General features: G+C 52.5%; 22 protein-coding genes. 13 read left to right on the forward strand and 9 right to left on the reverse strand.

The window, feature by feature from the left end:
- The first annotated feature begins 66 nt into the window (after positions 1-66).
- Positions 67-570, forward strand: a complete 504-nt coding sequence (locus L2Y54_RS01600) for an anti-sigma factor (protein WP_236499447.1) — start codon at positions 67-69, stop codon at positions 568-570.
- A 394-nt stretch (positions 571-964) separates the two neighbouring features.
- The gene (locus tag L2Y54_RS01605; protein ID WP_236499449.1) at positions 965-1,660 is read left to right on the forward strand and encodes a hypothetical protein; all 696 of its coding nucleotides are present in this window, start codon (positions 965-967) and stop codon (positions 1,658-1,660) included.
- Positions 1,661-1,678: 18 nt separating this feature from the next.
- Here the strand turns inward: L2Y54_RS01605 and L2Y54_RS01610 are convergent, their stop codons facing one another.
- The 3 genes from L2Y54_RS01610 to L2Y54_RS01620 are packed head-to-tail and all read right to left on the reverse strand — an operon-like array spanning position 1,679 to position 3,642.
- Positions 1,679-2,548, reverse strand: coding sequence for a hypothetical protein (locus L2Y54_RS01610; protein ID WP_236499450.1), 870 nt, complete (start codon positions 2,546-2,548; stop codon positions 1,679-1,681).
- Positions 2,549-2,595: 47 nt separating this feature from the next.
- Entirely contained in the window at positions 2,596-3,321 is a 726-nt protein-coding gene (locus tag L2Y54_RS01615; protein WP_236499452.1) for a DUF1287 domain-containing protein, read from the reverse strand.
- 6 nt (positions 3,322-3,327) lie between these two features.
- Positions 3,328-3,642, reverse strand: a complete 315-nt coding sequence (locus L2Y54_RS01620; RefSeq protein ID WP_236499453.1) for a non-heme iron oxygenase ferredoxin subunit — start codon at positions 3,640-3,642, stop codon at positions 3,328-3,330.
- On the opposite strand from L2Y54_RS01620, the gene L2Y54_RS01625 reads away from it, so the two are divergent.
- Together L2Y54_RS01625 and yjgA are read left to right on the forward strand one after the other, a co-directional pair.
- Entirely contained in the window at positions 3,641-4,516 is an 876-nt protein-coding gene (locus L2Y54_RS01625) for an SDR family oxidoreductase (protein WP_236499454.1), read from the forward strand. The genes L2Y54_RS01620 and L2Y54_RS01625 overlap by 2 nt on opposite strands.
- 4 nt (positions 4,517-4,520) lie before the next feature.
- Positions 4,521-5,039 (forward strand): ribosome biogenesis factor YjgA, encoded by a 519-nt coding sequence (yjgA, locus tag L2Y54_RS01630; RefSeq protein ID WP_236499455.1) that lies wholly within the window; start codon positions 4,521-4,523, stop codon positions 5,037-5,039.
- Positions 5,040-5,045: 6 nt separating this feature from the next.
- Here the strand turns inward: yjgA and gloB are convergent, their stop codons facing one another.
- On the reverse strand, positions 5,046-5,825 hold the full coding sequence (gene gloB / locus L2Y54_RS01635; protein WP_236499456.1) for a hydroxyacylglutathione hydrolase: 780 nt from the start codon (positions 5,823-5,825) through the stop codon (positions 5,046-5,048).
- A 94-nt stretch (positions 5,826-5,919) separates the two neighbouring features.
- Between gloB and gmk the strand changes: the two genes are divergently transcribed.
- Together gmk and L2Y54_RS01645 are read left to right on the forward strand one after the other, a co-directional pair.
- Positions 5,920-6,540, forward strand: a complete 621-nt coding sequence (gene gmk / locus L2Y54_RS01640; protein WP_236499457.1) for a guanylate kinase — start codon at positions 5,920-5,922, stop codon at positions 6,538-6,540.
- Complete coding sequence (locus tag L2Y54_RS01645) at positions 6,498-7,046, forward strand: PaaI family thioesterase (protein WP_236499458.1); 549 nt, start codon at positions 6,498-6,500, stop codon at positions 7,044-7,046. The genes gmk and L2Y54_RS01645 overlap by 43 nt, the downstream gene beginning before the upstream one ends.
- A 242-nt stretch (positions 7,047-7,288) precedes the next feature.
- On the opposite strand, the gene rluB is transcribed toward L2Y54_RS01645, so the two are convergent.
- A complete protein-coding gene (rluB, locus tag L2Y54_RS01650) occupies positions 7,289-8,242 on the reverse strand; it encodes a 23S rRNA pseudouridine(2605) synthase RluB (protein WP_236499459.1) in 954 nt (317 codons plus the stop codon).
- Positions 8,243-8,262: 20 nt separating this feature from the next.
- Positions 8,263-9,036, reverse strand: a complete 774-nt coding sequence (locus L2Y54_RS01655; protein WP_236499460.1) for an EcsC family protein — start codon at positions 9,034-9,036, stop codon at positions 8,263-8,265.
- A 149-nt stretch (positions 9,037-9,185) separates the two neighbouring features.
- Between L2Y54_RS01655 and L2Y54_RS01660 the strand changes: the two genes are divergently transcribed.
- The 4 genes from L2Y54_RS01660 to L2Y54_RS01675 all read left to right on the forward strand — a co-directional run bounded on the left by L2Y54_RS01660 (position 9,186) and on the right by L2Y54_RS01675 (position 12,953).
- The gene (locus L2Y54_RS01660) at positions 9,186-11,270 is read left to right on the forward strand and encodes a molybdopterin-containing oxidoreductase family protein (protein WP_236499461.1); all 2,085 of its coding nucleotides are present in this window, start codon (positions 9,186-9,188) and stop codon (positions 11,268-11,270) included.
- 14 nt (positions 11,271-11,284) lie between these two features.
- A complete protein-coding gene (locus tag L2Y54_RS01665) occupies positions 11,285-12,130 on the forward strand; it encodes a hypothetical protein (protein ID WP_236499462.1) in 846 nt (281 codons plus the stop codon).
- Positions 12,131-12,264: 134 nt separating this feature from the next.
- Positions 12,265-12,543 (forward strand): type II toxin-antitoxin system Phd/YefM family antitoxin, encoded by a 279-nt coding sequence (locus tag L2Y54_RS01670; RefSeq protein WP_236499463.1) that lies wholly within the window; start codon positions 12,265-12,267, stop codon positions 12,541-12,543.
- Complete coding sequence (locus L2Y54_RS01675; protein WP_236499464.1) at positions 12,543-12,953, forward strand: type II toxin-antitoxin system VapC family toxin; 411 nt, start codon at positions 12,543-12,545, stop codon at positions 12,951-12,953. Before L2Y54_RS01670 ends, L2Y54_RS01675 begins: the two co-directional genes overlap by 1 nt.
- 192 nt (positions 12,954-13,145) lie before the next feature.
- On the opposite strand, the gene L2Y54_RS01680 is transcribed toward L2Y54_RS01675, so the two are convergent.
- Positions 13,146-13,337 carry a hypothetical protein gene (locus tag L2Y54_RS01680; protein ID WP_236499465.1) on the reverse strand — a complete coding sequence of 64 codons (192 nt, stop codon included), beginning with the start codon at positions 13,335-13,337 and terminating at the stop codon, positions 13,146-13,148.
- 139 nt (positions 13,338-13,476) lie between these two features.
- On the opposite strand from L2Y54_RS01680, the gene egtB reads away from it, so the two are divergent.
- From egtB to L2Y54_RS01695, 3 genes are read left to right on the forward strand one after another with little or no spacing between them, the layout of a single operon-like run.
- Positions 13,477-14,703, forward strand: a complete 1,227-nt coding sequence (egtB, locus tag L2Y54_RS01685; protein WP_236499466.1) for an ergothioneine biosynthesis protein EgtB — start codon at positions 13,477-13,479, stop codon at positions 14,701-14,703.
- Positions 14,700-15,671, forward strand: a complete 972-nt coding sequence (egtD, locus tag L2Y54_RS01690) for an L-histidine N(alpha)-methyltransferase (RefSeq protein WP_236499467.1) — start codon at positions 14,700-14,702, stop codon at positions 15,669-15,671. The genes egtB and egtD overlap by 4 nt, the downstream gene beginning before the upstream one ends.
- Positions 15,613-16,812 carry an aminotransferase class V-fold PLP-dependent enzyme gene (locus L2Y54_RS01695; RefSeq protein ID WP_236499468.1) on the forward strand — a complete coding sequence of 400 codons (1,200 nt, stop codon included), beginning with the start codon at positions 15,613-15,615 and terminating at the stop codon, positions 16,810-16,812. Before egtD ends, L2Y54_RS01695 begins: the two co-directional genes overlap by 59 nt.
- Here L2Y54_RS01695 and L2Y54_RS01700 read toward each other — a convergent pair.
- Together L2Y54_RS01700 and L2Y54_RS01705 are read right to left on the reverse strand one after the other, a co-directional pair.
- Complete coding sequence (locus L2Y54_RS01700) at positions 16,796-18,784, reverse strand: AsmA family protein (protein ID WP_236499469.1); 1,989 nt, start codon at positions 18,782-18,784, stop codon at positions 16,796-16,798. The two genes, L2Y54_RS01695 and L2Y54_RS01700, sit on opposite strands and share 17 nt — an antisense overlap.
- Before the next feature lie 49 nt (positions 18,785-18,833).
- Positions 18,834-19,340, reverse strand: coding sequence for a hypothetical protein (locus tag L2Y54_RS01705; RefSeq protein WP_236499470.1), 507 nt, complete (start codon positions 19,338-19,340; stop codon positions 18,834-18,836).
- Positions 19,341-19,424 lie beyond the last annotated feature (84 nt).

Raw genomic sequence — 19,424 nt, forward strand, 5'->3', positions numbered from 1 at the left:
TCGAAGGGCATTGTTATGGCAATTTGTTGCAGTCCCGATATAAAAATAGGCAAAAAGGAAATGGATATGTCACGGAGTGGCACTTCTCGTCAAAATTGGTTCATCGTTTCCCTGTTACTCATGGCATTGCTGGCGGGGATATTATTGGCGTTGCCCCATTTACGAGACGTACACGCGGACACCTCTGCGGATGGCATGGCGGAATTACGTGAACAATTATTAGCAGACCCCACCAGCATTAGTGGTAGCTGGCTGCGCACGCTGAACCCTATCGTCAAAGATGTCCAAGGGGATTTGGTCTGGAATAGCACACAACAACAAGGGGTATTACGCATTCGTGATTTACCCGACCCTAAAGCCGGTCATTTTTATCAATTGTGGTTATACGATACGCATGGTAATACGACAGATGGGGTTTCAGGCGGGGTATTAACCCAAAGCATTGGTAGCGAAGAAGTGTTTATGCCGATTAAAACGGATACGCCTGTACAAGAACCGTATAAATTTGAGTTTAAACTGCAAAACGATCAAAACGAAAATGGACAAATATTACTAATGGTTCAACCCTAATAAGTTGAAATAACTAATGAACAATTACTGTGCGTTTATTGCAAGATAAAATGATATTAATACCAAATGCAAATACCACTAATACGCCCAGCATATTAACCACTTCAGGCACGGGCAACTGCAATACGCTTAAAGCATAAAATAAAATCAGCAACATAACCGCTGACGCATTGATCAAATTATTGACAACTGATCGCATTAATTTATTGAACTCGTAAATCATCGTATCAATACCTTTAGCTGTTCCCTGCCAAGTAAACCATATTATCTATTATTGCATAATTAACAGCCTAACCAAGTGTCGTTTAACCTTACCTTAATGTTTCAATGAATTATTGTATGGCAGCCATTAGGCTATTATGCTTGCACCATTTTGAATAATTAGGCATTCCCCATGAGCGATAGCACCCCAGTTGAATTTACCGCCAGCAATGATTCCCGCCAATTGCTGAAACAGGAACTTGCGCAACGTCAGGCACAACTGATGCAACTGACCCCAGCCAGCAATCCGTTGGAACGCGCTAACGTACAATACGAAATTGCGGAAATCATGCTGGAACTGGAAGAGCCAGGAATGCGCGAAGCCGCGTGGGGCATGACGCGCGAATCATTCGAGATTTACCGTGACCGTGAATATTGGGAAGATGCCGTGCGTTGCTGCGATGTGCTGTACCGCTGTGATTTACCTGCTTCTGTACCCGCTCTGGGTAATGGTTTGTGGCTGGCGGTCACTTACCCCATCAACCCGGAAGTGACGATTATCATGCTCAATCATCTGATTGATGCCACCCCACCCAAAGCGGACGGCGCTGCTGTTGCCGCTACCGTGGCGCACTACATTGCCGATTTACGTCTAGAAGGTGAAAAACGTGACAGCATGATGTTCCTGACCAGCGCCATGCTCGGCAAAGTTGCCGAACGCCACAGCAACGTCAATTCGCAGGAAGCCATGAATCTGTGGCTCAATCGCTTGGATTTACTTAACCCCAAAGTGTTTCTGCCACGTTTGGGGCAAGTGATTGATGCCATTGTGGAAGGTCAATGGTGGTATGACCGTGAAGCGCTACGTTCACGCTTACCCGTGCATTAAACCTAGGTGGGCTTAACCTTATTGGCGATTGCCCACGAATACCAGCACATCTCTGGCAGTACTGTTCAAGGTGACGCTGTACAGTTGCCTATTACTTGGGTCAAAGTAAGCGGAGCCGGTACTGCCAGAACTTCCCCCAGCATTTCTTTCGAGACAATTGTTGCCGTAAGCCAGCGATACGCTATAGGCATTACCTCGTGGACGTGGGAATACCGTGCCGGTAAATGTACACCCATCCACCCGACTCCCCGTCAGTTGCCCCCTGGCATCAATGCTAAACGCCGTATCTCGACTGCCATTGATTAAGCTGTTGCTAGACCCCGTGTAACGTCCGCTGAGCGTAGCAATGCTAGGAGCAAGATTGTAGTTGTTGTCGTGAGTCGCACTGATGGTCACGCTGCTACCAGGAATATCGGTATAAGTTAAGGCAGCCTGCAAACGTGCACGCGGGGTATAACTGCCTTGCAGTGCAAACGGCAGTAGTGCATTGGTTTCAAAGTTGAAATCCTTCCCATTATTGGAATTGACCGTACCATTGCCTGATAAACTGTTACCAACAATAACACCCACAATATTGCCATTATTACCGGCTGCTGAGTAAAGCATCCAATAAAAACCGTTGTCCAAAATCAAGCCAGTCAGCGTGCGGCCGGTATCGCTTGTACCACGCCAAACACCTTCCGCATTGACGATACTCGTGCCGACATTGTTATCATCCGTAGTGCCAGCCCCAGTGCCAGTGGATAAGGTGACGCCCCCGCTAGTACCCAGCAGACTGCTCGTCTGGCTATTGCCTGCCGTCGTATAACTGCCTAAACCCGTACCGCCACCGCAAGCGGATAAGCCGGTAACGAGTAATACCTGACAGACAACTCCACCGATTTTCATAACCATCCCGCCCCTATTGATTTGCACAAAAGCAAACAATAGTGCGGCTATGAATTCTCCGGGAGTTTTGACTGGTTGAAGTAGCGGTAATGCCCGATGACCGGCCAGTAGAACAGGGCATCTTCGATATTCGTGCCATAGGCGACGTTATGCCCAACCAAAGGTCGCCCTTCCGGCGTGACGTAATGGCTCACAATACCGATGTGTGCCTGCCCTTTGCCCAAATCCCACGCCACCACGTCGCCAGGTTGGTAGTTGGCGGGGTTTTGGGTAATTGGCAAAGATGCACCCTTGCGCTCGAAAAAACGCATCAGGTTGTAAACGCGGCGGTGGTCGATATTAGTGTCGGGGCGCTTCAGCCCCCACTTGCGCGGGTATTCGTGGAAGGCTTTGCGCATATCCTCATGCAACTCACGTTGTAGATCAACACCTTGGGCGCGAAATGCCCGTACCACCACGTCCGCGCACACGCCAGTGGATTCAGGCACATCACCACCTGGGTATTTCAGGTTCACATAAGCAGGATCATAAGAACGGGTGACTTTCACCTGTTGGTACACTGAATCCAGCAAAGACCTGACATGCGCCGGTGGTTTTGGCTCCAGCACCGGAGGCGGCACAGGGGGCGTAATCACCGGTGGTGGAATAATCGTGACGGGCGGTGGAATCACCAATGGAGGCGGTTTAATAAAACGCTGATAAGCTTCCCATCCCAGATACAGGATCAGCAATAACAAAAACAGCCAGACGAAATACCGCATAAAATGACGCATAATGGCTTACACCGTGACCCAAATGCGCCCGTCTTCAACACTAACCGCATAGGTTTTCAATGGAATCTCAGCGGGTTCAGCCATTGGCGCACCCGTTTTGACACTGAATTCCGCGCCATGCAAGGAACATTGCACCCGATCACCGTGCAAGCAACCGAGGTACAAGGATGCATCTTCGTGGGTACACATATCATCTACCGCGTAAAATTCGCCGTCTACGTGACAGATCAGAATGCGCCTGCCGTTGCCTGCGTCAACACGTTTCATTTTTCCGGGCTTGATTTCGTTTATACTGCCAGCATCGAGTCGGGAATTATTCATGAGTGTAGCTAACCAAAATGTGTGGATTATGGGCTGTGGCGACATTGGTCGCCGCGTTGCACGGTTATACCAAAACGAGGGTACTAAGGCTATAGGCTGGGTACGCAGCGAGGAATCCTTGCAGTTGGGGCTGGCACAAGGCATTGCCATGCGCCAAGGCGATGTGGATCGTGGCAGCTTCTTCCCGATTTTCGCGCTGGATGAAGCCTTGGTGTATTGGTTCATGCCCCCGCAACCGACAGGTGAAACCGATGACCGGATACGCCGCTTTCTCAAAGGTGTCGATGCCGCCCCCAAACGGGTGGTGTTAATCAGTACCACTGGCGTGTACGGCGATTGCGACGGACGTTGGATTGACGAAACCGAGCCACTCAAACCCGTTGCCGCCCGTGCTAAACGCCGCGTTGATGCAGAAAACACCGTGCAAGAATGGGCAACCCGTTTCGGCGGTGAAAGCGTGATTTTGCGCGTCCCCGGCATTTACGCTCCCGACCGCTTGCCGCTGGAACGCCTTAAACGCGGCGAACCCGTGCTGACCGAAGCCGAAGCACCTTGGACAAACCGCATTCATGCCGACGATCTCGCAATGGTCTGCAAACGCGCAATGGAAGCCCCCCCCGCTGGCGCAATTTACAACGCTACCGACGGACACCCTTCAACCATGACCGATTATTTCAATCAAGTCGCGGATTACGCGGGATTACCACGCCCGCCGCAAATCAGCATGAGCGCAGCACAAGCCGCCATGAGTCCCGGAATGTTGTCGTATTTGCAAGAATCGCGGCGGATTCGTAACGATAAACTATTGACTGAATTAAACATCCGGTTACAGTACCCGTCCCTGACCGCTGGTCTCGGCATGTTGAAAGGATAAGCCCATGATTGATTACGCCAATGACGATGAAGAAGACGATTACATCAGCCGCAGCCACTTCAAGCGCGAAGCCGAAGCCGCGCAAGCTTTGGGCGAACGCCTGATTACCCTGCGCAAAGAGCAGCTCGACCAGTTGGATTTATCCGAAAAGCTCTACGACTCGATTTTACTGGCGCAACGCTTGACCGCGAACGGCGCAATTCGCCGCCAACGCCAATTCATTGGCAAGCTGATGCGCACCGAAATTCTCGAACCGATTGAAGCGAAACTCGCGGAATGGGATCGCGGTGGCAAAGCCGAAACAGCACGTTTGCACCGTTTGGAACGCTGGCGTGATCGCCTGATTAACAGCGAAACCATGCTGGGCGAGTGGTTAAAAGAATACCCCGACACCGATGTGCAGCGGATGCGCAGCCTGATTCGCAACGCGCAAAAGGAAGCTGAAACCAACAAACCACCGAAAAGCAGCCGTGAACTATTCAAACTGCTACGCGAAATTACCGCCGACGAATCGCTGCGTTAACCGCGTTTAATCGTATTCGGTGTCTTTCCAGATACGCAAAACAGCGAATACGTCGGCGGGCGTATGGGTTTCGCGACCGGCGATTTCCTCAGCTTTAGCGATAACTTCGGGAATATGGGTGCGCAAAAACGGGTTGGTTTCAAACTCGCGCCCCAATTCAAACGGCACGGTAGGGTGGCCCTCATCCAGTAACGCCCACGATTCTTCCAAACGCGCATCCAACGCGGGATTATCCGGCTCGACCCATTTGGCGAAACCAATGTTATCCACGGTATATTCATGGGTGCAATACACTTGGGTATCAGCAGGTAACTGTGCAATGCGTTGCAAGGATGCGTACAGATCATGCAACGTGCCATCGAACACCCGCCCGCAACCGTTAGCGAATAAGGTATCCCCACAGAACAGACTGCCTTCACCGTAATACACAATATGCCCAGCCGTATGCCCCGGCAATTCCATGACTTGGAAACGCAAACCGAGTGATTCCAAGTGGACTTCTGCACCTTCCATCAAGGGCTGATTGAGGTGCGGAATCGCCTCATTCGCGGGCCCGTAGACTGGTAAACCGGGGTAGGCTTGCAATAGCTTGTCGATACCGCCGACGTGAGCGCGGTGGTGGTGCGTAATCAAAATAGCCACTGGCTGCTTTGCCATGCGCTGAAGCGCATCCAACACCGGCGCTGCGTCACCGGGGTCAACAATCGCAACGCCTGAATTGTCAGTGTTACCGATGAGCCAGATGTAATTGTCTGTAAAAGCGGGTACTGGGGTTACTTGCATCATAATGAAACACCTTACTCGTGATTCCTGCTATTCGACTATACTGCATACTGCCTTATAATCGCATTTTTATCAGCAAAGTGGGGCAAATTTTCAGATGAACACACGCACAGGTCAGCTTTACATCGTGTCAGCCCCCTCTGGTGCTGGCAAATCCAGCTTATTAAATGCCTTACGCGAGCGCGTAAGCAATCTGGTCATATCGGTTTCACACACGACGCGCCAGCCGCGCCCCGGCGAACAAGATGGGGTGCATTACCACTTCACCCCCGTTGAAGTATTTCGCCAGCAAGTAGCAGACGGTAACTTCCTTGAATATGCGCAAGTATTCGACAATTACTACGGCACGTCGCGGCTCTCTGTCGATGCTTTACGCGAAACTGGCAAGGATGTGATCCTCGAAATTGACTGGCAAGGGGCGCAACAAGTCCGCGAACGCGCTGAATCCGCCATCAGCATTTTCATCCTCCCCCCCAGTATCGAAGCTTTGAGTTCACGTTTACACGGACGGGGGCAAGACAGTGCAGAAACCATCCAACGCCGGATGCGCGATGCCAAAAACGAAATGTCGCATTACCCCGAATACGATTACCTGATTATCAACGACGACTTTGCAACCGCACTGGATGACCTGGCCAGCATTTTCCGCAGTGAACGCCTGAAACGGGCGCAGCAATGCCAACAACATCGGGCATTATTCAATGCCTTGGTCGGCTAATGGCATTTAACGCGATTAAATTTGCGCGGCGCTGGCTGGCATTCTTGCCAGAAGGACGACGGCTGGAGCTTTATCCGCCTTGGTGGATGATGCGTATCAAAGTGCTGGCACTGGAAAATGAATGGCGGCATATCCGCATTCGCCTGCCGCTAACCTGGGCTTCGCGCAATATGGGCGGCAGCATGTTTGGCGGGTTTCAGGCATCGCTGGCAGACCCGATTGCGCCATTGGCTTGCTCGAAAGTATTCCCCGATTATCATGTATGGACGCGGCATTTGAGCGTGGACTTTGTGCGCCCCGGTATTAGCGACATGGAATTACGCTTTGATTTTCCGCCAGAAAAAGAAGCAGAGATACGCGAGGAACTGGCGCGGCGTGGACGCAGCACACCGAGTTTCGAGTACGGTTTGTACGATGGTCACGGGCGACTGTGTACCAAAGTCGTGTGCGTGGTGGCGATACGTCCGCAAGGATATTTGAAAGGCGTGGGTTCAGCAGCAGAGTAGCGGCTGAACCACAATACAGGACACAGGAGCCTCGCTAACCCCGCGTCCAAAAACGATTTTCACAATTGTAGCAGCGGTAATACGTCTTACCCCCTGAAAACAAGCGTCGCCACCAACCAATACGAACACGCCGCGCCGCCGACAAACAGTGCGAGCACGTACAAACATTTGTGATTGCCATCTGTAAACGATTTCCTTAGCCCATCAATAGTTACAACGCCGTCAACCTAGCACGAGGAATATTAGCCACGTCCACGCGGTTGCGGGCGCTTACCTGCACCGTTTGGGCGTGCCGGACTACTGGAGCGTGCGGGGCTAGCCGGACGCGCCAAACTCGACCGCCGTGCCGATGGATGACTTCCGCCAATCGCCGTGCGCCCACTGTCCACCGTTTTCATCCCCGGTCTTGCGCCAGAACGGCGTTCCGGGCGTTCGGCGGTAAAATCCGAACCGTCTTCAAACGCCATGTTCACCAAGCCATAAAGTTTGCGTAATTCGCGCACTTCTAGCTCTTTGTGATGCCCGCTGCGCAAGTAACGCGGCAAGGTGATATTGCCGTAACGCACCCGAATCAAACGGCTAATTTTCACGCTTTGCGATTCCCACAAGCGGCGCACTTCGCGATTACGCCCTTCGGCAAGCACGACGTGATACCAATGGTTCGCGCCTTCGCCGCCTGCGTCTTTGATGCGCATGAAGTTGGCTTTGCCGTCTTCCAATTCCACGCCTTCCTGCAAACGGATCAGCATTTCATTGTTGACTTCGCCCAACACGCGACAAGCGTATTCGCGCTCGATCTCAGACGATGGGTGCATGAGCTTATTTGCCAATTCGCCATCGGTCGTGAACAGCAATAAGCCGTCGGTATTGATGTCGAGACGACCGACCATAATCCAACGCCCAGCGCGGATTTTCGGCAAGCTATCAAAGACCGTCGGGCGACCGTCCGGGTCACTCAAGGTACACACTTCGCCCGCAGGTTTGTGATACATCAGCACTTTGTGGGTCGCATTGACGCGAGAACTCAAGTGCAAACGTTGCCCGCGCAAGGTCACTTGATCATTTTCGTCAATGGCTTGACCGGATTCGGCACGCTGACCGTTCACCAGAATTTCGCCAGCGTTAACCATGCGCTCGATTTCACGACGTGAGCCGTAACCAGCGCGGGAGAGGAGTTTTTGGATGCGTTCTTTCATGGCAGAGATACTAGCACGCCCTAGAGTTTCAGATAAGCTAACTTAACGGTTTCTGTACCGTAAACGCGCTCCAAACGCCGCACAATGAAATGTCCGCGACTCATGTTTTGGAAATGGTCGACAAACAGGGTATTAATCAGCGCCCCGCCCGCCGCACCCACCACGGGTAAAGACTGTGCTACCGCTTTTTGCGTCACCGGAATCCCGAACCGCGCCGCAATTTGCGTCAGCAATCGCACCAAGGGCGGTGCAGTTTTTTGCGCAACACCATGCACCGCTAAGTATTGCGTCGCTTCCGCCAATGATTTCGCCAATACCGCCCGCACCGTGAAATACCCCGACTCCACCGCATCATCGTTAGCGGCAGAACCGCCCAGCGCAAACACTTCCAAACACGCCAGACGCGCTTCGGGCGACTTGATGGATTCACCCTCACTGCGGGCAATATCGGCAATGGAGCGCAGAATAATCGCGGTAGAAACCGGCAATTCAATTGCCAACGCTGGCAAACCAAACGCCCCACCCGCCGCACCACTCAAGCCCGCAAAGGTTTTGTGCAGCCAATTAGTGGAACGCTGCGGCTCTTCATCGAGCGTATACAGGGCGAAATCCAAAGCCGTCTCCAACGCCTTGCGAGTGGTGGTGACAATCATTTCATTCGCCCCTTCAGGCAACATTGCCAAGCCTTTTTCAATGGGCGTACCCACCGCATTGCTGATGCGTGCCGCCAGACCGGGGTTTTCCAACAGTGTTTTAGCGTATTGCAGGTCAGCAAGGTCTGCTTGGGTCAACATAGCTCAACTTCCTTTCACTTTTTTCAATGAACGATCCACAATAGATCCACAGCGCATGATAGCAAATTCCCTAGTGCGTTAGGTGGTCATTCCAAACGCTTTGCCAATCTACACTACACTGGCGCGATTCGATTACCACGAGATTCGCCATGACTAACGTAGTCAAAAGCACCACCTGTTACGAATGCGATGCCAATTGCCTGTTCGATGTCACCATTGACGCCAGCGGTCGCGCCATAAAAGTAGAAGGCTTGCCGAATTGCCCACGCGGACAATTGCAGTTAGAGCGCCAATACCACCCCGACCGCCTGCTTTACCCGCTCAAGCGCGTCGGTGCAAAAGGTTCGGGCGAATTCGAGCGCATCAGTTGGGAAGAAGCCCTCGACACCATTACCGCCGCACTGCAAAAAACCAAGGCACAATACGGTGCACCCGCCGTGGGGTTTTTCGCCGGATACACCAAAGAAGCCCGCCCGCAATTGCAACGCCTCGCGCACGCTTTCGGCAGCCCCAACTACCTCACCGAATCCGGCTGCTGCTTCTCGGCAACGATGGTCGCGGAAAAACTCACCTACGGTTACAAACTCAAAACCACCTCCACCGTCGAATCACCGAAAACCCGTTGCGTCTTGGTGTGGTCAACCAACGCCTCCGGCTCAATTCCACCGTTTGAAAATCACCACCTTGCCAACCGCAAAAAAGGCCGCAAGATGATCGTGGTTGACCCGCGCCGCACCGAAACCGCCGAAATTGCCGACATTCACCTGCAAATCCGCCCCGGCACGGATGGCGCACTCGCCCTCGGTTTCCACCACCTAATTTTTGCGAATGGCTGGCAAGATCAAGCGTTTCTGGATGAATGGGCAAACGGGCTGGACGCTTTCCGCGACTACATCCAAGAATTCCCACCGCAACGGGTTGCGGCGATTTGCGGCATTAGCGAAGCCGATTTACGTGCAGCGGTGGAGCTATTTGCCACCACCAAGCCTGCGCAAATTGCCATGTCGCCCACATCCACCGTGCAACATAGCAACGGCTTCCAGAATCACCGTGCGATGATTTTGCTCTCCTCCGTCACAGGCAATATTGACCGCGAAGGCGGCAACCGCTTCTTCAACGACAAAGTATTGCCCAAACCGATTGAACTGTTCGACGTGTGCAAAAACGAATTGCCCCCGCGTATCGGCGATGAAGTCTTCCCGATTTGGACAAAATATTGGCCTGCTGCACAAAGCATGTTGATGCCGGATTGCATCCTCGAAGGCAAGCCGCAACCGCTCAAAGCCTTGCTGGCAATGGGCATTAACACCGCGATGTGGGCAAATTCCAAACGCATGGAACGCGCCTTGGGCGAACTGGAATTCTTCGCCGTCTCCGACTTTTTCCACAACCCTGCCACCCTGCAAGCCGACATCGTATTGCCTGCCGCGACCAGTTTGGAACGCACCGCGCTAATCGCCTACCCCGGCTGCGCGTATCAGGGCGAAGTGAAATACCGCCACCAAGCCCTGCCGCCACGCGGCGAAGCCAAACCTGACGGGCAAATTTTCCTCGAACTGGGTGTCAAACTCGGCATGGCGGAACAATTCTGGCACGGCAACCTTGCGGCATCGTGGGAAGAAATGGGCGAAGGTTTGCCACCCGACATCCGCAAAGAAGCGTGGGAAAATCCGGCGGGCGTGACGGTTTACAGCCCCGTGATCGAAGAATTGGTGGAAATGGGCTTTTTGGATGCGGATCGGCAATGGCGCATCAACGGCTTCCGCACCGCCACTGGCAAAATCGAATTCGATTCGGTGGAACTGAAAGCGCACGGCTACGACGGCTTGCCGACTTACCGCGAACCGGCGGAAAGCCCGTTGTCTACGCCGGAATTGCTGGCGGATTATCCGCTGGTGCTAACGTCCGGCGGGCGGCAGAAGTTTTTCACGCATTCGCAGCAGCACAATATTCCCGCGATGCTGGCGCATGACCCGTATCCACGGGTGCAAATTCACCCCGATGATGCAGCAGCGCGGGGAATTGCAGACGGTGATTCAGTCGAAATCCGTTCACGACGCGGCGCGGTGACGTTTCGGGCAGCAGTGACCGATATGATGAAACCGGGTGTGGTACATTGTTTCCACGGGTGGAATGAGGCGAATATCAATGAGTTGACCGACGATACCCAGCTTGACCCGATCAGTGGGTTTCCGCCGTTTAAGTCGTTGTTGTGTGAAGTGTCACGCCTTTAACTGGGAGATTGCCAATGCCGTTTCACGGAGTGTTACCCCACCGCCAGCATTTGTTTCAACCGGAGCCGCTGCACGATATTGGCGTTAACGATACCCATGCGTGGCGCTTAAACCCTGAGCATCGCCATGTGTACGACAAGCTGCAACTGGCTCTGGCGCAGGGGTTGCAAGCCGCACCGTGTGGGACTGACCCGCTGAGTGTCGGTATTGACGCAACAACCCCGCTATTCGTTAAGCCGATTACCAATTTGCTGGGCATGTCGCTGGATGCGCAAGCCACCACCGCAGGCGATTTGGCAAGTGGGTATACGCAGTGCGCCCCCGGCTGTTTTTGGGGTGAATACTTGGTCGGCGACCACACCAGCACCGATTGTTTGGTACTCGCGGGCAAAGTGCTGTGGTTTGCCCACACGCAAGGGGCTGCTCAGAAAGACAAGCAACGCCCAATTTACTGGCATATTGGGGTGCGTTTGCCCGCGTTAGAACCCCTGCTTCGCAATTTGATCCAAACCCAGCTTCCCGGTTACACCGGGCTGTGCAATGTGGAAATGATCGGTGGCAAAGTCATCGAAATGCATTTGCGCGGCTCCAATGGCTTTTTCGATTTTTACGGCGCACATTTTGTCCCCGCTTGGGTGGAATTGGTGGATAAACACCTCTGGCATGGGCTGGAATCCGTGCGCGAAGGCTATGTTTATTCGCTGTTTGGCGAGGGTGAGTTGCCTGCGGATTATGCCGAGGTTGCAGCGGTGCATGGGGTAACGGTTGTGCCGGATGCGGTGACGCGGGATAGGATTGCGATTTTGTATGCGGATACGCTTGATGCGGTGAAACAGGTTGCCATGCGCTTGCGCATTTAGATTAGCGTAAGAAATGTTACAGTAACTTACCTTACAGTAATTGGTTGGGTGAAATATGGATAAACGTAAGGCTTGTTGCCCTCTAGCATACAGACTATGATGATAGCCATCATTTTGGCTATAAAAGGTGCGCCATGCAAACATATTCCATCGCAGAAGCCAAAAACCAGCTTCCTCGCATTCTGCGTGATCTCACACAAGTCGGCGAAGTCCACTTGACCCGCTACGGCAAACCCATTGCGATTTTGTTATCTGCTGCTCACTATCAAGCGTTGCAACGGCGGCAAGGGCTAACTTTCAGCGATGTGTTGGCAAACGTGCGGCAACACATGAACGAAGAAGTTGGTATTGAAGACACCAGCCTGTTTGACGGCGATCGTCATCAACAACACGACAGGGACTTTGCTTTCTGATGTTACGCTACTTGCTCGATACCAATATTTTATCGGAAGCCTGTAAACCTACCCCAAATGCCAACGTCATTGCCAAGCTCGCCGAACACCGTGACATTATGGGGTTAGCCGCACAAACTTTATACGAATTGCAACGTGGGGTGAATTTGCTCCCTGACGGGCGTAGGCGCACCCACATCAGCAATTACGTGGAAGGCACACGTGCCACATTGCCTATACTACCTTATGACGAAGCAGCAGCTTGTTGGCAAGCGACAGAAATTGTGCGACTCAAAAATATCGGCATTACGCCCAGTTTTGTGGATATGCAGATTGCAGCGGTGGCAGTGGTCAATGGCTTGGTACTCGTGACCCGCAATGTGCAGGATTTTCAGCATTTTGAGGGGTTACGGCTCGAAAACTGGTTTTGATTTAGTGTTCACACAATACATAGGAAAAAGAGAGAGCATGTCTACAACTGAGGTTATTCTTGAACATTTAATCAGTGGGATATGATCAGTAAAAAGCCAGAGTGGGTTTTCTACTCCAACACACCGATGATGATTTCTTGAAAGCACATTTTAGCTACATACGAACACGCATTCGCATCGCTAGAGCGACACTCAATCCCAAGCCGAAGCAGCGTCTGGGTATGGCTCACGAGTGCGGCTATACATTTGCTCCTGCTCATTATCCGTAAAGCCTTGCGCATCAGGATACTGTTCGCGCCAACGGCTGGAGTCACTGACAATATTTGTCCAGCCAGCGCAAGCACGTTGATATTTTTCTAACGAAATCGTCACCGCTTCTGACATCGCAACACCTCCTTACAACAAAAGTATAGCCACAACCATACCAGCGCTGACCAGAAAACAAAAACCCCACAATCATGGCGAGCACCTGCTATCCAACGCAAAACGTATTACAAAGCACGAAACAATCAAGGAATGTCAGATGACTGCTGCCCTAGCTTCAGAATACCAACGCATCCGCCACACCAGCGCGGCGATTTGCGCCCCGCTTGCCCGTGACGATTACCAACTGCAAAGCATTGTCGAAACCAGTCCCCCGAAATGGCATTTGGGGCATGTAACCTGGTTTTTTGAAACCTTTTTGCTGCAAGCGTTTGTGAAAAATTACCAACCGTTTCGCGCCGAATACAACTACCTGTTCAACTCGTATTACCAAACCGTTGGCTCAATGCAACCCCGTGCCGAACGCGGCTTAATGTCACGTCCGACGGTGGAAGAAGTCTACGCCTACCGTGCTGCGATTGATGAGCGCATGATGGCATTGCTAAGCGACGCTGACCCCAGCCAAGCGCAGGAAATCGCCGCACGGGTCACGCTCGGCTTGCACCACGAACAGCAACACCAAGAACTGCTGTACATGGACATTAAGCACAACTTCTGGCGCAACCCGCTGCGCCCGATTTACTTACCCAAAACCTTGCCGGTGCGCGAAGCCGCCCCGCTAACATGGGAAACCCGCGAAGGTGGTTTGCTGGAAAGCGGTTTCGACGGCGACAGTTTCGCCTACGACAACGAACGCCCGCAACACAAAGTCTGGCTTGAACCCCACCGTCTTGCTTCACGTTTGACTACCAATGCCGAATACCTCGCTTTCATTCAAGACGGCGGCTACCAACGCGCCGAACTGTGGCTGGCGGATGGCTGGTATTACCGCAAACAACACGGCTGGCAAGCGCCTTTGTATTGGGAACAGCGTGATGGGCAATGGTACGAATTCACCCTGCACGGCTTCGAGCCGCTCAACCTCGCCGCGCCCGTCGCCCACACCAGTTATTACGAAGCCGATGCGTTTGCGCGTTGGTCAGGCAAACGCTTGCCGCTGGAAGCCGAACTCGAACACAAATTGCGCGAATTGCCGATCACTGGGCATTTCACCGACAGCAATACCTTCCACCCGCAAGCAGGCACGGGGCAACACTACGGCTCGCTGTGGGAATGGACAGCCTCGCCCTACACCGCCTACCCGCGCTTCCAACCATTGGAAGGCAGCATGGGCGAATATAACGGTAAATTCATGTGCAACCAGTGGGTATTGCGCGGCGGGGCGTGTATAACACCAGCCGACCATATTCGCCCGACGTATCGAAACTTTTTTTACCCCCACGACCGCTGGCAGTTCAGCGGTATTCGTCTCGCGGAGGACGTATGAACGCTATTTGCCCCAAAGCCACCAAGGTCAGCTTCCACGATTACCAGCCGGAGTTGGACAATTTCCGCCAAACCGTGCTGAACGGGCTGGCACACGAACACAAACAGATTCCGCCGAAATTTTTCTACGATGAACGCGGTTCGCAATTGTTTGAAGCGATTTTGGAACAGCCGGAATACTACGTACCACACGTTGAAAAACAGCTCTATCGCGATTATGCGGCGGACATGGCGGCGTTAATCGGTGAGGATACGGTGCTGATCGAACCCGGTAGCGGCAGTTGCGAAAAGGTGCAATTGTTGCTGGATGCGTTGCGCCCGGCGGCGTATGTGCCGATGGATATTTCCGGCGATTTTCTGCGCCAATCGGCAGCAACCTTAGGGGCTGCATTCCCTTGGTTGCACGTTCATGCGGCGTGTTTGGATTTCACCCGCGAATTGCATTTGCCGCAAAATGTACCCGCTGGGCGGCGCGTGGTATTTATCCCCGGCTCTAGCTTGGGCAATTTCGATTTGCCGGAAGCGCAGCATTTTCTGTTCAACATTGCGCAATTGGTCGGCAAAGGCGGCGGCTTGCTGATTGGGGTGGATCGCAAGAAAGATAAAGCGGTGCTGGAAACGGCGTATAACGATGCAGCAGGTGTGACCGCCGCGTTTAACCTCAACTTGCTGGTGCGTATTAATAACGAACTCGGCGGCACGTTTGATCTGGAAACATTCGCGCATTACGCCTGTTACAACGCGGCAATGGGGCGGATTGAGATGCACCTCACGAGCCTGCAAGCGCAGCAAGTACAGGTGTCGGGCAAAACCTTTCACTTTGCGCGAGGGGAACGGATTCATACTGAAAACTCTTACAAATACCATCCTGAGGAATTCATCGCATTGGCAACAGCGGCAGGCTTCAAATGTGAGCAACATTGGACGGATGCTGCTAACCTCTTCGGCATCTATTACTGCACCGTGTGAGCCGATCATGCCAACGCCCGAAAGCCTGTTTCCCGCCCTGCAAAACTGCTTGTATTTGAATCACGCGGCGGTAGCCCCGTGGCCGCAAGTCACCGCCGATGCGGTGCAAGCGTTTGCGGCAGAAAATGCACGCCAAGGCACGCTCAATTACCCGCACTGGCTGACGGTGGAACAAGCCTTGCGCGAACAAGCGCGGGAATTGCTGAATGCGCCCGCAGCGGGCGATATTGCGCTAGTGAAAAACACCTCGGAAGGCTTGTCATTCGTCGCCTACGGGCTGGACTGGCAAGCGGGTGATAACGTGGTGGGGATTCGTCAGGAATTTCCTTCCAACCGCTATGTGTGGCAATCGCTGGCAAACCAAGGCGTGGAATTTCGCCAATTGGATTTGCGCGAACATCCCGATGATCCCGAAACCGCGTTGCTGGCATTGTGCGATGCGCGTACTCGCTTGATCAGCATTAGTGCCGTGCAATACACCAACGGCTTGCGCATGGATTTGGCAAAAATCGGCGCGTTTTGCCGCGCTAAGGGCATTTTGTTTTGTGTGGATGCGATCCAGCAAATTGGTGCAATCCCGTTTGATGTGCAACAAGTGCAAGCCGATTTCGTGGTGGCAGATGGACACAAATGGATGTTAGGGCCGGAAGGCTTGGCACTGTTTTACGTGCGCCGTGAAATATTGGAGCAACTGCGCTTAACCCAATACGGCTGGCACATGGCGGAAGGTTTGACCGATTACACGATGGAAGACTATCAACCGGCGTTGGATGCGCGGCGGTTTGAATGCGGCAGCCCGAATATGTTGGGGATTCATGCGCTGCACGCCAGCCTTGGTGTGTTGCTGGAAACCGGCATGGTGGCGGTGTGGGAACAGCTTAGTGCGCGAGTGCAATATTTGCTGGATGGTTTGCAAGCCTTGCCGGAGATGGAGATTCTCAGTGATTTACGGGTAGAACGGCGCTCAGGGATTGTGACCTTCCGTTCCCGCCGTGAAACTAATGACGCACTGTTCAAGCGCTTGCAAACAGAGGGGATTTTCTGCGCCACACGCGGCGGTGGGATTCGCCTTTCACCGCATTTCTACACACCGTTCGCGCAATTACAGCAGGTGCTAGACATACTCAAAACAAGCCCTTGAGTTTGTTTTTCAACTCATCTTGCAAGCGTTGTTCCAGCTTGTCGACTTCGCTTTGCACGTCTTGCTGGACACCCTCTTTGACTGCTTCGCCCTTTTGCTTGAGCGCGTCGAGTTGTTCTTGCTTTTCGGTCTCGAAACGCCCCTTCAACTTGGATTTTTCCTTGTCGAGTTCGCGCTGTGCAATTGCCTTGAGCAATACATCCAGCTCCAATTCGTAGCTGGGCTTACCCCATGCGCCATAAATATGCAAAGGTGCAAACAAGCCGTCGGCCTTGTCCGGTTTGGGCTTTTCGCTAATGCGTAATTTAAAATCGAGGGATTCATCGACGATATTCACATCGCCGTTGCCTTTCACCTGAAAATGCGGGGCGAGCATCACGTTTTCATCGGTATGGAACACGCCTTGTTTAACTTGCCACTGCCCTTTCAATTGGGTGAACGTGACTTCGGTTTCGCCTGCTGCATTAACACGCTCCTTCTCAAACAACTTGACCACTTCACGGGTTTTTTGCGCAAAACTGGCATCGCGAATCGTGCCTTCATTCAAGGTGAGGTCGATAGTGCCATTGAGATTTTGCTTGAAAACATTGGCATCGCCCGCGACGGAATTCAGTTTCGCGGTCATATCCAGCGCCCCCGTAACCAAACGATCATCGGTAAGGGCGAACAGCAATTCTTCGGTACGCAATTTTTTAACCGTGTGTTCGCTGCTGAAAGTCGCCGGGGTTTGCAGGGTATCGAGGTTAATTTCACCTTGATAAGCGCCTTTGAATAAAGTCCCCGTGGGAGTGAGTTTGACTTGCCCCTCTTTAAACTGCACGCCAAGCGTGGCCTGCTGCAAGGTGAATGGGGGATAACTGAGCTGTTCTGCTTTGAACTTACCATCAACCGCACGGCTCGGTAGCAAGGGATCACGCACTTGCAAGCTGCCCATCAATTGCTGCTCGGCTGCCTTGATTACGTTGTTTGGCAAATCGAGCAAGCCTTTGCCACTCTCCAGATTCAGGCTCAATTTACCGCTGGATTGCTGCTGCAATTGCCCACCGGGAATCTCGGTGGATTTCACGTCAGCGTTGATGCTTAAGTCGGTCATGTTCAATTGCTGTTTGATAAGGTTGACGTCCAGCTTGCTGCTCAGCGTGACTTTACCCAGCCCCTCTAAAATGACGTCGGCTTGTAAATCAGGGATGCTGGCACGTTCTTTTTTCAAATTGCCTTGCAGGTTGCCGCGCAAACTCGTATCCAAGCGTTCCGGTTGCTTGACTTGCAAGCGTAGGTCGGTGAGGGAAAAGTCTTCTTGGTTTTCTGCCAATTGTGCGACGGTGGTAAGGCTTAGCTGCATTGTCAGCGGCGGCTCATTTTGGGTAAGCGCAGCATCAAGACGAAGATCAACCGGCTTGCCGGGCTGGAACGTGCCGGTTTGCAGATTAAGCGGTGCCAGCGTCACGGTTTTGCCTTGCTGATCATCTTGCCAGTGTAATTGCGAATCTTGCACGCTTACGCCGGTAATCACCATGCCGCCCAGCAAACTGGTCATGGCTTCGCCCGCACTGGCATTGGCTTTTGAGGAATTTTCCGGTAATAAATCTTGCCAGTTGGTTTTGCCGTTTTTATTGCGGTGTAAATTAAGCTTTAAGCCTTGCAAGTGCACTTCGTTGATTTTGAGCTGTTGCTCCAGCAAGGGCAAGAACTGTACGGTGACTCGTGCACTATCGGTCTCAGCGAAAAGCTCGTTCGCAAAGCCCTTGGCATTGCCGAGTTTCACCTGCCCCAATTGCAGCGCAATATCGGGATAAAACGACAAGTGAATGTCGCCGTCAATGTCGAGTTCGCGCCCGGTCTGTTCCTTGACCAAAGCCGCGAGTTCCGGTTTGTAACGATTGGCATCAAATGTCAGCGCGAATACAGCAATTGCAGCCACAATCAGCAGCAATAACGCGAATAGCCAAGCGAGTGGGCGCAATAGTGGCATAAGAGTAGTCCTTTTCTGTAGCCTTTATTATATTGCCGCCCACTATAGCCTATTGGGCTGGTGGCAGGTAGTAGCTAGGTGCTGGCGGATAGTACTGCTGCGGGTAATAAGTCGGGTAAGTTGGCGCGTACATTTGTTGTGGGTAGGGCGTGTAATAGCTGTACGGGTAAACATACGGGTAACTGTATGCACCAGTATTAAGGCTATTATAAGCCGTGTTGTAAGCCGAACCGTAAGCATTGAATTGCTGATCTTGGTATTGCGCTGCATCGCCTTGACCTTGTGCACGGCTGTCAGCATTGAACATGCTGTTTGCTTTGGCACGGAAATTCAGGTCGAAATCCATATTAATGTCGGCTTCGCCACGCCCGCGTGATTGCCCATTGGCATCGGTATTGCCATTGCCGTAAGTTTGCCCGACTGCATTGGCTTGGTGGGATTGTTCCTGACGGTTGTTGCCAAAAAAATTGCCCATGTCCCAGCCATCGAAAAAGTTAGCGGATGCGTTGCCAGCCAACAAGCTCAAAGCAGTGAAAATAATTATACGTGTGCTCATGATGGTGTCTCCTTCTAGTGGTTTCACCAGTTTATACGCATTCATAAGCATTTGCTAATTTTCTTACATGGCTATTAACGAACG

The sequence above is a fragment of the Thiothrix winogradskyi genome (assembly GCF_021650935.1).
In the GTDB taxonomy this organism is placed as follows: Bacteria; Pseudomonadota; Gammaproteobacteria; order Thiotrichales; family Thiotrichaceae; genus Thiothrix; species Thiothrix winogradskyi.

Coding starts and splice junctions, on each gene's coding strand:
- L2Y54_RS01605 (WP_236499449.1), top strand. CDS start 965: ATGAGCGATAGCACCCCAGTTGAATTTACCGCCAGCAATGATTCCCGC.
- L2Y54_RS01610 (WP_236499450.1), bottom strand. CDS start 2,548: ATGAAAATCGGTGGAGTTGTCTGTCAGGTATTACTCGTTACCGGCTTA.
- L2Y54_RS01625 (WP_236499454.1), top strand. CDS start 3,641: ATGAGTGTAGCTAACCAAAATGTGTGGATTATGGGCTGTGGCGACATT.
- rluB (WP_236499459.1), bottom strand. CDS start 8,242: ATGAAAGAACGCATCCAAAAACTCCTCTCCCGCGCTGGTTACGGCTCA.
- L2Y54_RS01600 (WP_236499447.1), top strand. CDS start 67: ATGTCACGGAGTGGCACTTCTCGTCAAAATTGGTTCATCGTTTCCCTG.
- L2Y54_RS01660 (WP_236499461.1), top strand. CDS start 9,186: ATGACTAACGTAGTCAAAAGCACCACCTGTTACGAATGCGATGCCAAT.
- L2Y54_RS01655 (WP_236499460.1), bottom strand. CDS start 9,036: ATGTTGACCCAAGCAGACCTTGCTGACCTGCAATACGCTAAAACACTG.
- L2Y54_RS01645 (WP_236499458.1), top strand. CDS start 6,498: ATGCCAACAACATCGGGCATTATTCAATGCCTTGGTCGGCTAATGGCA.
- egtD (WP_236499467.1), top strand. CDS start 14,700: ATGAACGCTATTTGCCCCAAAGCCACCAAGGTCAGCTTCCACGATTAC.
- L2Y54_RS01665 (WP_236499462.1), top strand. CDS start 11,285: ATGCCGTTTCACGGAGTGTTACCCCACCGCCAGCATTTGTTTCAACCG.
- L2Y54_RS01670 (WP_236499463.1), top strand. CDS start 12,265: ATGCAAACATATTCCATCGCAGAAGCCAAAAACCAGCTTCCTCGCATT.
- L2Y54_RS01680 (WP_236499465.1), bottom strand. CDS start 13,337: ATGTCAGAAGCGGTGACGATTTCGTTAGAAAAATATCAACGTGCTTGC.
- L2Y54_RS01675 (WP_236499464.1), top strand. CDS start 12,543: ATGTTACGCTACTTGCTCGATACCAATATTTTATCGGAAGCCTGTAAA.
- L2Y54_RS01705 (WP_236499470.1), bottom strand. CDS start 19,340: ATGAGCACACGTATAATTATTTTCACTGCTTTGAGCTTGTTGGCTGGC.
- yjgA (WP_236499455.1), top strand. CDS start 4,521: ATGATTGATTACGCCAATGACGATGAAGAAGACGATTACATCAGCCGC.
- L2Y54_RS01700 (WP_236499469.1), bottom strand. CDS start 18,784: ATGCCACTATTGCGCCCACTCGCTTGGCTATTCGCGTTATTGCTGCTG.
- L2Y54_RS01620 (WP_236499453.1), bottom strand. CDS start 3,642: ATGAATAATTCCCGACTCGATGCTGGCAGTATAAACGAAATCAAGCCC.
- gmk (WP_236499457.1), top strand. CDS start 5,920: ATGAACACACGCACAGGTCAGCTTTACATCGTGTCAGCCCCCTCTGGT.
- gloB (WP_236499456.1), bottom strand. CDS start 5,825: ATGATGCAAGTAACCCCAGTACCCGCTTTTACAGACAATTACATCTGG.
- L2Y54_RS01615 (WP_236499452.1), bottom strand. CDS start 3,321: ATGCGTCATTTTATGCGGTATTTCGTCTGGCTGTTTTTGTTATTGCTG.
- egtB (WP_236499466.1), top strand. CDS start 13,477: ATGACTGCTGCCCTAGCTTCAGAATACCAACGCATCCGCCACACCAGC.